Genomic DNA, 14,278 nt, shown 5'->3' on the forward strand with positions numbered 1-14,278 from the left:
ATGTCAGCGTATGCCGAAGGTATTTTCATACTGTTGCTCATAAACGCCATAGCGGCCATGGGAGTGTCGCTCCTCACGGGGTTCACCGGGATATTCACCCTCGGTCACGCGGCCTACCTGGCCCTGGGCTCCTACACAACCGCCATACTCACGCTGGACTACGGCATCGCCTGGCTACCGGCAGTCCTGGCCGGTGGAATAGTCGCCATGGTAGTGGGCTATCTCATAGGACTTCCCACCTTGAAGCTCATGGGAGACTACTACGCCATAGCCTCCATAGGTCTGGCGGAATCCATAAGGCTCATACTGGAAAACTGGCAGAGCCTGACCAACGGAGCCAGAGGTCTGGCCGGAATAGACACCTTCACCACACTGCCTGTGGCGCTGTCGTTTTTCATAGTGATGGCGATAGTGGCGTTCTGTCTTATAAACGGACGGTTCGGCCGATCCCTCAAGGCCTGTCGGGACGACCACGTCGCAGCGGCTCTTCTCGGATTCGACGTGGCCAAGATAAGGGTAGCCAGCCTGTCCATATCGGCCCTCTACTGTGGCCTGGCCGGAGGGCTCTACGCCGGGTTCATATCCTTCATACAGCCCATGATGTTCGACATGCTCAAGTCCACCGAGATGACCGCCGTGGTGGTCTTCGGAGGTCTGGGCTCCATGAGCGGCTGTATCCTGGGAACGACGGTCATAACCATGGTCACCGAGCTGTTCCGACCTATCTCTCAGTACAGGATGCTAATCTACGGTCTGGTTCTGGTTCTGGTTATGGTCCTCCGTCCCGAAGGAATGATGGGACAGCACGAGATAGGAGGCCTTTTGAAACGACTTTTCAGGAGAGGCGGTGATCGCTCATGACCGCCATACTCGAACTGGACAACCTCAATAAGTTCTTCGGAGGCGTACACGCCGTCAGGGACGTGTCGTTCTCCCTGGAAAAAGGGGAGCTGGCCGGGCTCATAGGCCCCAACGGCGCGGGAAAGACCACCATATTCAACCTGATAACCGGCGTCTATCCCCTTGATTCGGGACATATCGTCTCGAACGGCAAGGAGATCAACGGGCTGAGAACCTGCGACGCGGTCGGACTGGGAATAGCCAGGACATTCCAGAACCTGAGGCTCTTCAAGGGCTCCACAGTGCTGGAAAACGTCATGACCGCCGGACAGAGACACCACCGCTACTCCTTCCTCGAAGCAGCCACCCATCTGGGGCGGTGGAAGAAGACGGAAAAGACCATTCGGGACGAGGCCATGGAATACCTGGAAAAGGTAAACCTGGCCAAAGACGCCGACAGGATGGCCGGAACCCTTCCATACGGGCACCAGAGAAGGCTGGAGATAGCCAGAGCACTGGCCCTCAGACCCGAGCTTCTTCTGCTGGACGAACCCGCGGCGGGAATGAACCCGGAGGAGGTCCAGGCCCTGAACGGCCTTATAGTCGGAATACACAAGGAGTTCGACCTCACCATACTGGTCATAGAGCACCACATGGAGCTGGTGATGGAGATATGTCCTCACGTGGTCTGTCTGAACTTCGGTGCCGTCATAGCAGAGGGACCGCCGGAGGAGATACAGGGCAACCCGGAGGTCCTCAAGGCCTATCTCGGCGAGGAGGTGGAATGATGGACGGCAAGAAACCGCTTCTCTCGGTCAGAGGACTGGAGGTAAGCTATGGAGCCATAAAGGCGCTGCTAGGAGTGGACCTGGACGTTTACGAGGGAGAGATCGTCTCTGTCATAGGGGCCAACGGCGCCGGAAAATCCACCTTGATGAACGCCATTATGGGCGACGTGGCCAGACAGGCCGGAGAGGTATCCCTGGATGGCAAGCCTCTCTCCAGCAAAAGCTTTCAGGTTGTTCACCAGGGAGTGTCCCTCTCTCCGGAGGGACGAAAGGTATTCGCACCCCTGACGGTTGAGGAAAACCTCATGATGGGCGCCTTTCCCAGACAGGACAGACTGGAGATACACCGAACCCTGGCCCATGTCTTCGAGCTATTCCCCAGGCTGGAGGAAAGACGGCAACAGTACGCTGGAACCCTCTCCGGCGGGGAACAGCAGATGCTGGCCATAGGAAGGGCCCTCATGTCGACCCCAAGGGTGCTCCTGCTGGACGAACCGTCACTGGGACTGGCTCCCATAGTGATAAAGGACATTTTCAAGGAACTCAAGACGATAAACGAGGGTGGCATGACCATCCTGTTGGTGGAACAGAACGCCAGACAGGCTCTCATGCTGTCCCACAGGGCCTACGTCCTTCAGACCGGAAGGGTAATCATGGAGGGACCGTCGAAGGAACTCCTGGCCAATCCAGAGGTCGAGGCCGCCTACTTGGGAACGGGTCATCACTGAAACCAGCATAAAAATCGATAAGCGCTATAAAAAGAGCCGAAAACCTCACATGCATGGGGTTTTCGGCTCTTTTCGCTCAAAAAAAATTTTTTCACGATCCCTCCGACCTATCTTGTCGCACCTAATGGGTACAGTAGTGTAGACGACAACCTATTAAAGGAGGGAAGAACGTGAATCGTACAGCTCAATTTCTCGATCCTTCCATCAAGAAAAATATAATCAAGGAACTATCCGAACTCTCCCGAGATATGGACTCCACGAAGGGTCCGCTCAGTGGCGTCATAAAATCTAAGATAGACCACAAGATAGAGTACTTCCGCAAATGGATGTCCGGAGACATTCCGTCGGACTCGGGGCAAATATTGATGGAGACAGAGACCATGGAGCTACTGGTCGAGATAGCCATCAGGAACTGCCGCTCCAACCTTTCGGAGACGAGCTCGGATAGGATAAGAGAACGTTGCAGCAGGATATCCAGAACCGTGAGGCGTATAGCCGGGCAGACCCCTTAAAGATGGGTAAAAGCACATCTTCCGCCAGAGCCGTGAGGCTGAACAACATAATGAGACAGCTTCTCTTCCACAGAGAGGTCGACGGAGATGCGTTGATGGAGGCCTCCTGCGCAAACACAAGGAGAACATTCGAGAGGGATCTTCAGTTCCTGCGAACCGAACACTGTGCAAACATAGTCTACGACCCTTGGAAAAAAAGTTACCGCTTAGAGAACAGGGGATCGTTCGTGCCGACCTTCCCGGTAAGCGAAAGGGAGGTGATGGGACTCATGGCGGGCATCAGGATGGCCGCTCATGTCCTTCCCTATCTGAAGGACGAGATGACGTCACTATGGAGCAGGATCAAGGCAGTTCTCCCAGAGGAACTGGCCCAGAAGGGAGAGGCTATAGGAGAGGCATCCGTATTGGCCCTACCGATAACTTCGCTGGACCCGAGAATCTTCGAGAGTCTCGTCGAGTCCATCAGGACCAAAAGAACGGTCAGACTGGTCTGCTCCACCGTCGAGACCGGCGATCTGATCGTATCGCCCTGGGAACTTTTCTTTCAGGGCGACTACTGGTACCTGTGGGGCAGCCACGACGACCGTCCCGAGGGATATACCTACCCCCTCCACGAGATAAAATCCCTGATCGTATGGGATAGGGATAATTACGCCACTCCTCCCGACGAAGGTATTTTATGTTCCGCTTGCTGGACCGGCCCTCCCGGAACGAGTCAACACGAGGTGAGCATACTGGTTCTGCCACCACTTTCCTCTGTGGTCAACGCCACGCTGTGGCACCCTACACAGAGGATAACCCGCCTGTCCAGAGACGCGGTTCTTCTAGAAGCCACTGTCGGGTCCAACGCCCTGGAGACGGTTGCCCGATGGATAATGGCGAGAGCCCCCCTGGCGGTACCGCAATCGCCGGAAAAGTTGGTGGACAAGGTGGAGAGAATGCTATGCGGTTTGAGGCGAAATATGGACAGAGACTACCAAGATCTCACCGATCTGGGGGAGGCGGGAGACTGATCCTCCGTAAAAGGCTAAAATAGTAACATATATGCTTGAACACAGAACGGAAAGGACCTTATCGATGCCCAAAGAGATCGGATCAAACAGGATAAAAAGGCTGAACTCCATAATGGAGAAACTCTGCTCCCGCACGGTACTCCCGGGAAAGGAGATCAGGGGAACCGCCGAGTCGGTCTCCGCCAGAACCCTACAGAGAGACCTCAGATATCTCAGAAACGAGTTCGGAGCCAACATCCTATACGATCCGTCCTCCGACTCGTACAGCCTAAAGAACAGAGGAACCTTCGTGCTCCAGATACGGCTGAGGGAATCCCAGATAGAGGGACTGGCGGCCGGTATCAAGATGGCCTCCCATTTCCTTCCCCATATGGAAGAGGACCTGAAGGACCTCTGGGCCAAGATGGCATCCATATTGCCTCCAGACCTAGTCCGAAAGGGCGAGGCTCTCGGCCTAGCCTCGGTAGTCTCCACCCCGGTGTCGTCCATGGATCCCAGAACCTTCCACCTTCTGATAAAGGCGATACAGGAGGAAAAACCGGTCCGCTTTTCCTATCGATCGCCCTACGACGATAACCCCGACGACAGAGACAGATTCGTATCTCCCTGGGGAGTCTTCTTTCAGGCCCACGCCTGGTACCTATGGGGAAGCCACCCCAAACTGCCCCAAGGGGCGACATACCGCATATCCCGAATAGACAGGGCCCTCCTCTGGCCCAACACCGATTACGAAAGCCCTCCGGAAAATCAGGGTCTTTCCGACTACGCGTCCTCATGCTGGTACGCCTACAGAGGCGGAGAAGAGGTGGACGTTAAGCTCAGGATAGACCCGCCACTCTCCCGGGTCATACCGGAGACATCCTGGCATCCCAGCCAAACCTTCGAGGAAAGAGACGACGGCTCCTCCACCATGACGGTCAGAATCCACGAAAACGCCCTGGGATCGGTGGCAAGGTGGGTCCTGGCCAGCGCGCCCTTCGTGACCGTCGAAAGCCCCTTAAAACTGGCGGATCAGGTGGAAAAGCTGCTTAACCGATTACAGGAAAAAACGACAACAAAAGTATTGCAAGACTAACTTTTTGAGAGTAGAATCGGGGCATCTCGTGGAAAGACGGTGATTGACATGGGAAAGGAGCTGCTGCTCGACTCTCTTGCCTTCGGCCTCTTCGTGGTGTGTCCCAGGATGGCCGGAATGATGCACGTCATATCGGGGCAGGAAAGCCTGTCGATGATGAAGACCGTACTGGTCGGGACGCTGTTTTCCGTGCCTCTGTTGATGCTGATGGTTTTGGTGTTCGGCAAGTTCGGAGTCTGGGGAGCTCTGGCGGTGTGCGTTCTGACCGATCTGGGAGCCGCTCTGGTGATGGGATCGGTGAGCCCCAGGGCCGGGGTTGAGACGGCCGTGATAGCCCTGTTCGTCATATTGGGAGTTAAGGTGGCACCGCTTATCTCAAGGGCTTTTTTCTGACATCGAGTTAAAAGGCGGGCCCGGAATCGGGGAAACACCTCGATTCCGGGCCCGCCTATTTGCTACGCCCAACCGGTTTCTAGAGTACGGCGGCTCCGAGTACCCGATATATATCCTCTATGCTTGAATCCTTTTTGAACTCGTAGGTAAGAGGTATGTCCTGCCCTCTGACCCAGATCTTGAGCTCCGCGTCCAGATCGAAATGGCCGGCGCTCTCCTTGGAGAAACAGACTATGCTGCCGTATGGAACGGTCAGATAGGATACCTTTTTCCCGGTCATACCCTGTTTATCCATAACTATGAGCCTCTTGTCGGTGAAAACGAACATGTCCCTGACCAGCTTGTAAGCCGCCTGAACGTCCTCGCCCTCGATCAACATGGATGCGAACTCTTCCCGAACCTTTTCCAGATCGGTCTCGGCAGCGTGCCCCATCAACCCTCTTATAAGTCCCATGAGCGTCCTCCTCGAATAAAAACGATATAGGCCTTCTTATTCAGCCTTTACTACTCCAACATCATAAGCGATTATAGAACATCTGGAAGGGAGGTAACTCAATTGGACGTAAGCTTCTACGAAAGACCCTGTTTTGCCGTAGCCAGAGAGCTTCTGGGATCCCTACTTGTGAGCTCAGCGGGAGGGGAATCGACGATCGGGAAAATAGTGGAGGTGGAGCCTTACGTCGGGGCCTACGACAGAGCATCCCACGCCTGGCCCATGAAGAGGACCCCCCGCACCGAGGCCATGTTCGGTCCCGGAGGGAGGGCCTATATATTCTTCGTCTACGGCATGCACCATCAGCTGTGCGCCGTGACAGGGCCGGAGGGAACGCCGGACGCTGTGCTGATAAGGGCTCTGGAACCCATCGAGGGGATCGACGTCATGACCCGTCGGAGAAATCAGCCCATGAAAAGGCTCTGCGACGGCCCAGGGAAGCTGTGCTCCGCTCTGGCGGTCACCTCCGAGCTGTACGGAATCGACCTGACCGACCCCTCGTCGCCCCTCACGATAATGAAGGGAAATCCGATCGGAGACGACCGGATCCTGGCGGCCCCCAGGGTCGGTGTGGCCTACGCCGGACCATATGCCACGGTTCCGTGGAGGATGTATCTTAAGGACTGCCCTTGGGTCAGCGTGAAGGACCGCTCCGCCGTGCCCTACCAGTCGCTTCCGAAAAACACCTTCGGACCTAGGTAAAAATTTAAAAGTCGAATTCGATATATGATCCTTACTACTAGGTCGAAAAGAAGAAAAATGATATCCTTCTCTCTAGAAAAAGGAGATGGTTGCCATGTTGATCAACTTGACCCTAAACAATTTCAGACGTTACGAAAAGGCTCATTTTTGTTTTCACCCCAAGATGACCATTCTTGTAGGGGAGAACGGAAAAGGAAAGACGACCATCCTGGATGCTATAGCCGTCATGTTAGGGACCTACTTTCAGGGCTCAAAAATAAAAACCGGCCAAAGTACCGTTAAAAAAGACGACGCCCGCCTGTTGTCCGTAGAGCTCGGTGGGCAGTTCAACCTTGAACCACAGGACGACGTGTTTATACAGGCCCGGTCGACGATCCGGAACGAAACCATAGATTGGATCAGAGAAATGGGAGACAGAGGGGGAAAAGCCAAGGATATCGTCTCCATAGGAACTCAAGACCGAAAAAAAGCGGTTAAGGGGGAGCCCATCGATCTGCCTCTTTATCTGTATTACGGCTCAGGGCGTCTATGGGATATACACAGGAACGTGAAGACGGGAAAACCTGGATCTCGATTGGACGCTTACAGATTCTGCCTCGATCCCAAGTCGGATCAGAAGGCCTTCGAAGAATGGTTCAAGAAACTGACGCTGGCGGAGCTTCAGAAAAAAAACAGCTTCAAAGGCCTCCAGACCGTTCGAAACACCGTTCTCCGGTGTATTCCTAATTCCAGCGATTTCTACCACGACGTAGAAAGAGACGAGCTTATCATCGTGACAGACGAGGGCCCCATGCCTTTCGATCATCTTTCCGACGGTTACCGTAACATGGTGGCGATGGTGGCAGACATAGCCCATCGAGCCTCCAGGCTTAACCCCCACCTAGAGGAAAAAGCCGCCACAAGGACGAAAGGCATCGTGTTGATCGACGAGATAGACCTGCACCTACATCCCAAGTGGCAGAGGCGGGTCGTATCCGACCTTCAGGAAGCGTTCCCGGAGATTCAGTTCATAGCCACCACCCATTCGCCGTTTATAATACAGTCCCTTGAGCCAGGACAGGTCATAGATTTGGAAGCAACCGAAGAAAAAGCAGAAAGAACCTGCGACACCGGGGAACAGGCCTCACCTGGCACGACCGCTCCATACTCCAACAGGTCTATAGAGGACATAGTCGAGGATATAATGGGGGTCGACATTCCTCAAAGAAGCGAGAGATATCAGAAGATGTACGATGTTGCAAAAGAATACTATAAAACATTACGAGAGGCCCGAGACGCCGATGAAACAAGGAAAAAAGAGCTTAAAGAAAAGCTCGATCGCCTAGCAGCCCCGTTCAGCGAAAACGTGGCCTACTACGCCTTTCTGGAAGCGGAACGGATAGCCGCCGGAGTCACATCCGAAGAGGAAAAACGGGAAGACAAAAAATGCGACCGGTAGTTAGAGGAAAGCGTCCAAAAGAAAAGGGCAAACCTATCGAGTTAAAAAAGTATGGCTATGCCAGAGGACACCTAATACAGAGGATCGGAGAATACTGCTCATACTGCGAGACAAAATTAAACACCTCTCTGGCTGTAGAACACGTCTTGCCCAAAAAAGCGACGGAGACATCCGAAGAGGAAGGTAAAAGGCGGGAGCTTGATTGGGATAACCTCTTGCTCGCCTGCACCAACTGCAACTCGACGAAATCGAATCAGGAAGTTTCTAGAGAGAAATGTCTCTGGCCTGACCGAGACAACACCTTCATGGCGATTGAATACTCTGAAGGCGGTTTGGTATCTCCCAACCAAGACATGCCATTGAACATAATTGAAAAAGCGGAAAAGCTAATTCAACTGGTAGGACTGGATAAAACCCCGTCGGATGAACCTATATACAGGTGGGAGGCTTCTGATCGTAGATGGCTCCACAGAAAAGAAACTTGGGATATGGCGACAAGAAAAAGAGATCAGTTAAAGAAAATCGAACCAAGCAATGACGAAACATTTAGGAACATAATCGTCGACTTAGCTAAATCAAATGGACGCTGGAGCATTTGGATGACGGTATTTCAGAACGACGAGGACATGTGTCGACGATTGATCGACGGTTTTAACGGTACGTGTAAGGGCTGTTTCGACGATAACATGAAGCCTATACACCGAGAAGGCGGACTATGCTGACCGACCCGACAGGTAGAATCATCCATCGGGCCGGTCTTTTAAAAATCACCCCTCAGGACTGAACCCTATTCCCCATTCGGAGGCCTTCAGGTCATCCTCCAGGGTCCATACCCGGCGGTGAAGCTCCGCCAGGGCGGCGGGATCCTTGAGAAGCTCCATCTTATCCCCGGAGCCAAGGGAGCCTGGGCCCTCGGCGATGGCCCTATCCACCAGGGGAAGCCTATCGGGCCTTATCCTCTTTCCCTCATGGCCACAGGACTCAAGCAGTGAAACATGGAGGCCGTGAACCCTGGGATCGGTGACGGCCCTGAGAAAACCCTGCCTTTCCGACAGCGAAAACGGACTGTAGGGAGGCCTGTCTCCGTCGAGATGGTCCTTCACCTCCGCCAGCTCTCGGGGAAGCCGAATCTCCTCGGGGATCACCAAAAGACCTAATCGTCTGAGAGATCTGCCGACCGAGACCCTGCTGGTGAAGACGGAGAGTGGGACCGAAAAGGCCAGAGACAGGACTATAGGGGAAATCCAGGGGAAAAACGACGGATTGACCAGATACAGCAGCCCTCCCCAAACGATCCCTAGAAGGGTCGACCACCAGTGGACCGACGCCGCATCGACCCAGGCGGTTCCTCGATCGTCCCTGGACTGGGTTCCCCATCCGACGTCCTTTCCCAGCAGGGTTCCGATCACGAATAGGCTGTGGTGGATCATCCTTATGGGAGCCAACAGGGTGGACAGCAGAACCTCTACCAATATTCCACCGGCGAGCTTGCCTCTTCCTCCGAAGGAAGAGGCTCCGGGATCCTTCAACAGCACCAACGAAAAGCTGAGCAGCTTCGGCAGAAACAGAAGCACCGCCGTCGAACCCAGCAGAGCCAGGGCCCAATGGGGATGCCAGACCGGCCACTGGGGAAATAGGGTCTTGGTCTCCAGGAAATAGCTTGGCTCCAGTACGACCTCCGCCAGAGCCTGCACCGAGCTTATGAGGAGAAAGATCAGCCACAACAGGGCGGATCCGTAGGACAGAACCCCGTTCAGAAACAGGGCCCTGTGGGTCGGGAAAAACCCCGGGGTCCCTCCCTTCGAGGGAAGCACCGAGGCCATGGTGCGACAGGCCGCCGCGGTCGGGAACAGTATAAGGGCCAGCAGAAGGGCCCTCCTCCATGCGGCACTACGATACCAGAGGCTCTGCGAAAACTTCTTAATCGACATCGGCCTACCTCCTCAGACCGAACAGATCGTCCCACCAGGACCTGAGAGCCCTGACGATGGCGGTCTTCCAGGGAACCAGGTCCATCTCCTCCGAGACCATCACGGCCCTGTTCAGAGGAGGAACCGACGCCCTGGGTATCGATTTTTCCGTACCGATCGATTCCTTCCTCTCTTCCAAGACATCCCAAAGGGATTCCATGGCCTCCTTCGGAGAGGACGAACCGCTTCGAGATAGCCCCTCCAGTGCCAGATCCAGTCCTATCTCCGCTGGAACGTCCAGGGATCCGGCATAGAGCAGCGTTCTGTCCCTGGTCATTCGACGAAGCTCCTCGGATCTAAGGACGCCACTCATAGGTCCAGGTCTCCGTGAGGGGGTCGGTCAGGTTCTCCCCTTTTTTAAGTAAGGCGGACAGCTCTATGACGGGGCGGTTTCCCATCGAGGGGAACAGCGCCCTGAGGGACTCGTCGACGCCGGAGGTAACCCTGAAGGAGAGTCTCCAGCCCCCTGTCACGTCGTTTTTCACGAGCTGCTTGTCCACTAGTTTGGCTCCCTCCCCGACGTAGACTATGCTGGACAGAGGTCCGTCCTCGGGAACATCGTCCAGGAGCCCTCCCTCGAAATCCACCACGAAGCGAACCGTCTTTGGGTCCCCTCCGTCGGCCATCCTGGTGGCTGCCACGCGTCCCAGGGGATGGACCGCCTCTCCGGGAGCCATCCAGCCCATGCGATAGGAGAAGGAGAGTTTTTTCGGATAGGTCGGGACCTCTCCCTCGGGTGCTTTCATCTTGTCCGGTATCCAGTAGGCCACCACGTTATCGTGAATCTCGCTGTTCGTGGGGATCTCCACCAGCTCGACCCGACCCTTTCCCCACCCCTCGGCAGGCTCTATCCACAGAGACGGACGTCTCTCGTATCGGGCCTCCAGGTCCTGGTAATGGTCGAAATCTGCGTCTCTCTGGATCAGTCCGAATCCGACGGGATCGGCCATCTCGACGGAGGACAGTGAGAGCCGTCTCGGGTTGGACAGTGGACGCCAGAGCCACTTGCCCTCCGAGTCACAAGTCAGCAGGCCGTCCGAATCGTGGACCTCGGGACGGAAGTCGCCGGGCCGTCCGTTGTCGTTTTCGCCGTACAGGAACATGCTGGTAAGGGGCGCTATCCCCAGCTTTGCCACGTCCCTACGGAGAAACAGATCGCATGAAACGTCCAGCTCGGTGATTTCTCCGGGATCTATCACGAAACGATAGGCTCCGGTCATTCCGGGACTGTCCAAAAGGGCGTAGACGGTCATAACGTCGTCGCTAGCCTTCGGCCTGTCCAGCCAGAACTCCCTGAAATAGGGAAACTCCTCACCGGACTGCAACGCCGTGTCCACAGCCAGTCCTCGAGCGGAGAGCCCGTACTGAACTCCTTTCGCCACCGCCCTGAAATAACTGGCGCCGAGGAAAACCGCCACCTCGTCCTTGTAGTCGTCTTTGTTGAGATGGTGATGGACCCTGAAGCCTGCGAAATCCATGGAGACCGCCGCAACCCTATCGGCCAGGGAGCTGTCGCCGTATTCGAACATATCGGAGGAGAAGGCCACAGGCTCGACCCTTCCCCCGTCCACCACGTTCACCCTGACAAAACGGTTGTAGAACAACCCCGGGTGAAAGAACTGGACCTCGAAAGGCAGATTATCCCCTCTCCAGAGGGACTCTTCCAGTCTAAAGCGGGTCTTTCTCCAATCGTCGTAGCTGAGATCCAGCAGAAAACCCGGCACGACCCCTTCTGGATCCTCAAAATCCGAGGAGGCCAGTTCCTCCGCCATATCCCTCAATACACGGAAGGAGAAGACGTCGCCGGACAGGTCGCCCGACGTCGTCTCCTCCGCTATAGCCGGCCCAGAGACCGACAGACAGGCCGCCCCTAAAAGGACCGACAATATGAGCCCACGGAAAAACTTGAGTCTTTCGATAAAATTCAAATGAGACTCCCCCTAATCTTAAAGGATGGCCTACATAGTACATCGACACATCCCGCAAGGACAAGGGTATTATTTCCTATATAGGTAAAACTACTGACTGCCTTAAGACCTACTCAGCGGCCTATAAGCACGGCCAATGGCAGAAGCAGGAATGCCCAGCCCGGCTCCATTCCCGCCACGGAGCAGCCTCCGTCTGAACCGGAAACCGTCTCGGTGGTAATTTTGGACGTTTCGGACCAATCGGTCCAGCCGGATTTCTCGAAGAGAGGACGAACCCTTATGTAGTAGTCCGTTCCGTAGGTCAGTTTACCTTTAGGTACGGAGAGGGACGCCGTCTCGGACAGTTTTTTGGACTTTGTCGAAATCGAAAGACCTTCGTCTTCCTGAAGATCGCTATCGAACACTATCTCCTTGAAGCCGTCGTCTTTGGCTATCTGCCAACGTATTTTTTTCAGGGTGTCTCCGGCAGGCACCGGTATCACTACCTTGAGGACTGGAGAAAGAGCGTCCCCCGATACTTCGTCGGAGGATACTGGAAAAGGTTTAATGGGCTCGGAAAAGGTCGTCAGCTCGAAGGATCCCATATCGACCCCTTCTCCCTGAGGTCTGGGCACCCCTCTCTGATCGACCGACGGCACCGAAACGGAAATGCTTTCCCAGCTCTTGCCCGACCACACCGAGTCTCCCGACAGGAAGTCGCAGGAAAGTATCTCTCCCACTCTCCAACCTCCGTCCAGGGCGGCCCCTTCTCTGGAGATGGAACAGGTCATGGAGAAACCTCCGTTATCTCCGATCTCTCCGAGAGATGGATCGGAGACTTTTATGTCGGAGGATACTACGTTTATCCCTCCCCGAACGTCTCCGGATCGAACGACCGAACAGTAGATAGCCGAAGACGAATCTCCGTCGTTGAAGATCTCCCCCCCACGGTTACCCCAGAACACGGAGTTGAGGACCACCGGATTGCTTCCCTGTCCAAGGGCACAGGACGTGCTGCTGGAACAGCTGGTGCTGTACATTCCGCCGCCGTTCTTGCTGGCGAAGTTGTCCTTCAAGGTGCAGTTGACGAGAAAAGGATCGCTGTTCACCCTGTTGTATATGGCTCCGCCGTTTTTCGCCCCGTTTTCCACGAAGGTACAGTTGACCACTACGGGGCTGCTCTTGGCGTTGTACAGGGCTCCACCGGATCCTTTATCGTCGTCGTCGATGTCGGCACTGACCGTATTGCCCAAGAATGTCGTGTCGGTCAGGATCAGATCGCTTCCGGTGTTGTATATCGCTCCTCCCTCCACCACAGAGGAATTGTCTCTGAAAAGGCAGGAGACTATCATCCCTTCGTTCCCGACGCTCTCGTTTCTGAGGGCTCCGGCGTTATGGGAGGTTCTGTTGCCTTCGAACACGCACCGCTCGATCCTAGGGGTGCAGCGTTGATTGTAGACCGCGCCCCCACCGGCTCCGGCCTCGTTACGACGGAAGCTACAGCCTATCAAAGTGGGATTTCCCCTTCCGTTGTAGACCGCCCCTCCGTTACCGACGCATTCCTTGGGTACGGAAGACCCCGCTCCGGTCCGGTTATCCTCGAAAGTACAGGATACGATCTTGGGATCGCTCAGGATGTTGGCCATTGCGCCGCCGTTCGTCCTGATGCCGGCTCGGTTCCAGGAAAAAAGAGAGTCGTTTATCTCGGGGGCCCCTTTCTGGTTGAGCATGGCTCCTCCCATTCCGGCGGCCCTGTTTCCCCGGAAAGTACAGTTGGAGACCTTGACGCTGGAACTGACGTTGACCATGCCTCCGCCGTTTCTCCCGTCCCCTCCGGTGATCACAAAACCGTCGAGGACGGCCGTCTCGACGTTTTTAGTGGTAACCACGGCGATACTGTTGATACCAATTACGGCATCGGCACTCACCGTAACGCCCCGGTCGTCGCTTATATCGTCCAGATACAGATCTCCTGTGAGGATGGTCGGATTTTCACGGTAGTTTCTCTCGTCGAGACTGTCCTCCACCCCGGAAAACCCTCCGTACAGGGAGACCCCTTCCGGTATGACAAAGCTCGCGCCCCTGTCGGCCGAAGCCTCTTCCGAGTCCAGCGAAGGACGGTAGATCCCCTCGGCCACGAAAAAAACGTCTCCCGAAGAGGCCTCGCCGACCTTGACTCCGAACTGAGCTTCGTTGAAGGCACCGTCCCAGGAGGCTCCGTCTCCTCCGGAGAGGTTGTCTTTATCCACCATGAAAACCGCCCCGTCGGCAGACTGGAAACCGATCAGAGGCAACACAACGGCAAAAACACAGATATATCTTCCGAAAAAGCCTTTAAAACGACGAAACAAAGCGTTCACTCCTTAATTCATCCCGAAAAAAAGGGACCCGAAAGGATCCCTCGTAATTTCCATCATTC

At 55.1% G+C, this 14,278-nt stretch carries 15 protein-coding genes; 10 read left to right on the forward strand and 5 right to left on the reverse strand.

Features of this window, described 5'->3' with window-relative positions; genetic code table 11:
* From DPEP_RS04535 to DPEP_RS04565, 7 genes are all read left to right on the forward strand, one after another.
* Positions 1-861 carry a branched-chain amino acid ABC transporter permease gene (locus DPEP_RS04535; RefSeq protein WP_005659991.1) on the forward strand — a complete coding sequence of 287 codons (861 nt, stop codon included), beginning with the start codon at positions 1-3 and terminating at the stop codon, positions 859-861.
* Positions 858-1,628, forward strand: a complete 771-nt coding sequence (locus DPEP_RS04540) for an ABC transporter ATP-binding protein (protein ID WP_005659993.1) — start codon at positions 858-860, stop codon at positions 1,626-1,628. The genes DPEP_RS04535 and DPEP_RS04540 overlap by 4 nt, the downstream gene beginning before the upstream one ends.
* Positions 1,625-2,356 carry an ABC transporter ATP-binding protein gene (locus DPEP_RS04545; protein WP_040382398.1) on the forward strand — a complete coding sequence of 244 codons (732 nt, stop codon included), beginning with the start codon at positions 1,625-1,627 and terminating at the stop codon, positions 2,354-2,356. The genes DPEP_RS04540 and DPEP_RS04545 overlap by 4 nt, the downstream gene beginning before the upstream one ends.
* A 170-nt stretch (positions 2,357-2,526) precedes the next feature.
* A complete protein-coding gene (locus DPEP_RS04550) occupies positions 2,527-2,868 on the forward strand; it encodes a hypothetical protein (RefSeq protein ID WP_005659997.1) in 342 nt (113 codons plus the stop codon).
* Positions 2,869-2,870: 2 nt separating this feature from the next.
* Positions 2,871-3,881: a helix-turn-helix transcriptional regulator gene (locus DPEP_RS04555; RefSeq protein ID WP_040382401.1), complete on the forward strand. Its 1,011-nt coding sequence runs from the start codon at positions 2,871-2,873 to the stop codon at positions 3,879-3,881.
* Between the two features lie 64 nt (positions 3,882-3,945).
* On the forward strand, positions 3,946-4,956 hold the full coding sequence (locus DPEP_RS04560; RefSeq protein WP_005660001.1) for a helix-turn-helix transcriptional regulator: 1,011 nt from the start codon (positions 3,946-3,948) through the stop codon (positions 4,954-4,956).
* Positions 4,957-5,004: 48 nt separating this feature from the next.
* A complete protein-coding gene (locus tag DPEP_RS04565; protein ID WP_005660003.1) occupies positions 5,005-5,349 on the forward strand; it encodes a hypothetical protein in 345 nt (114 codons plus the stop codon).
* A gap of 79 nt (positions 5,350-5,428) precedes the next feature.
* Here the strand turns inward: DPEP_RS04565 and DPEP_RS04570 are convergent, their stop codons facing one another.
* Positions 5,429-5,803, reverse strand: coding sequence for a PH domain-containing protein (locus DPEP_RS04570; RefSeq protein ID WP_005660005.1), 375 nt, complete (start codon positions 5,801-5,803; stop codon positions 5,429-5,431).
* A 102-nt stretch (positions 5,804-5,905) separates the two neighbouring features.
* On the opposite strand from DPEP_RS04570, the gene DPEP_RS04575 reads away from it, so the two are divergent.
* The 3 genes from DPEP_RS04575 (at position 5,906) to DPEP_RS04585 (ending at position 8,704) form a co-directional block, all read left to right on the forward strand.
* Positions 5,906-6,544 (forward strand): DNA-3-methyladenine glycosylase, encoded by a 639-nt coding sequence (locus tag DPEP_RS04575; protein WP_005660008.1) that lies wholly within the window; start codon positions 5,906-5,908, stop codon positions 6,542-6,544.
* 94 nt (positions 6,545-6,638) lie between these two features.
* Positions 6,639-7,982: an AAA family ATPase gene (locus DPEP_RS04580; RefSeq protein WP_005660010.1), complete on the forward strand. Its 1,344-nt coding sequence runs from the start codon at positions 6,639-6,641 to the stop codon at positions 7,980-7,982.
* Positions 7,970-8,704: an HNH endonuclease gene (locus DPEP_RS04585; RefSeq protein ID WP_005660013.1), complete on the forward strand. Its 735-nt coding sequence runs from the start codon at positions 7,970-7,972 to the stop codon at positions 8,702-8,704. Before DPEP_RS04580 ends, DPEP_RS04585 begins: the two co-directional genes overlap by 13 nt.
* A 45-nt stretch (positions 8,705-8,749) precedes the next feature.
* Here the strand turns inward: DPEP_RS04585 and DPEP_RS04590 are convergent, their stop codons facing one another.
* The 4 genes from DPEP_RS04590 to DPEP_RS04605 form a co-directional block, all read right to left on the reverse strand.
* A complete protein-coding gene (locus tag DPEP_RS04590; RefSeq protein WP_005660015.1) occupies positions 8,750-9,913 on the reverse strand; it encodes a glycosyltransferase family protein in 1,164 nt (387 codons plus the stop codon).
* Between the two features lie 4 nt (positions 9,914-9,917).
* A complete protein-coding gene (locus DPEP_RS04595; protein ID WP_040382405.1) occupies positions 9,918-10,265 on the reverse strand; it encodes a hypothetical protein in 348 nt (115 codons plus the stop codon).
* Complete coding sequence (locus DPEP_RS04600) at positions 10,249-11,880, reverse strand: OpgD/OpgG family glucan biosynthesis protein (protein ID WP_005660018.1); 1,632 nt, start codon at positions 11,878-11,880, stop codon at positions 10,249-10,251. The genes DPEP_RS04595 and DPEP_RS04600 overlap by 17 nt, the downstream gene beginning before the upstream one ends.
* Before the next feature lie 113 nt (positions 11,881-11,993).
* Complete coding sequence (locus tag DPEP_RS04605) at positions 11,994-14,210, reverse strand: choice-of-anchor Q domain-containing protein (protein WP_005660020.1); 2,217 nt, start codon at positions 14,208-14,210, stop codon at positions 11,994-11,996.
* Between the last annotated feature and the right edge of the window lie 68 nt (positions 14,211-14,278).

The organism is Dethiosulfovibrio peptidovorans DSM 11002 (genome assembly GCF_000172975.1).
GTDB classification, from domain to species: Bacteria; Synergistota; Synergistia; order Synergistales; family Dethiosulfovibrionaceae; genus Dethiosulfovibrio; species Dethiosulfovibrio peptidovorans.

What these genes read in the sequence shown, in the direction of transcription:
- DPEP_RS04535 (WP_005659991.1), top strand. Translation starts at nt 1, where the DNA reads ATGTCAGCGTATGCCGAAGGTATTTTCATACTGTTGCTCATAAACGCC.
- DPEP_RS04540 (WP_005659993.1), top strand. Translation starts at nt 858, where the DNA reads ATGACCGCCATACTCGAACTGGACAACCTCAATAAGTTCTTCGGAGGC.
- DPEP_RS04545 (WP_040382398.1), top strand. Translation starts at nt 1,625, where the DNA reads ATGATGGACGGCAAGAAACCGCTTCTCTCGGTCAGAGGACTGGAGGTA.
- DPEP_RS04555 (WP_040382401.1), top strand. Translation starts at nt 2,871, where the DNA reads ATGGGTAAAAGCACATCTTCCGCCAGAGCCGTGAGGCTGAACAACATA.
- DPEP_RS04560 (WP_005660001.1), top strand. Translation starts at nt 3,946, where the DNA reads ATGCCCAAAGAGATCGGATCAAACAGGATAAAAAGGCTGAACTCCATA.
- DPEP_RS04565 (WP_005660003.1), top strand. Translation starts at nt 5,005, where the DNA reads ATGGGAAAGGAGCTGCTGCTCGACTCTCTTGCCTTCGGCCTCTTCGTG.
- DPEP_RS04570 (WP_005660005.1), bottom strand. Translation starts at nt 5,803, where the DNA reads ATGGGACTTATAAGAGGGTTGATGGGGCACGCTGCCGAGACCGATCTG.
- DPEP_RS04580 (WP_005660010.1), top strand. Translation starts at nt 6,639, where the DNA reads ATGTTGATCAACTTGACCCTAAACAATTTCAGACGTTACGAAAAGGCT.
- DPEP_RS04585 (WP_005660013.1), top strand. Translation starts at nt 7,970, where the DNA reads ATGCGACCGGTAGTTAGAGGAAAGCGTCCAAAAGAAAAGGGCAAACCT.
- DPEP_RS04590 (WP_005660015.1), bottom strand. Translation starts at nt 9,913, where the DNA reads ATGTCGATTAAGAAGTTTTCGCAGAGCCTCTGGTATCGTAGTGCCGCA.
- DPEP_RS04595 (WP_040382405.1), bottom strand. Translation starts at nt 10,265, where the DNA reads ATGAGTGGCGTCCTTAGATCCGAGGAGCTTCGTCGAATGACCAGGGAC.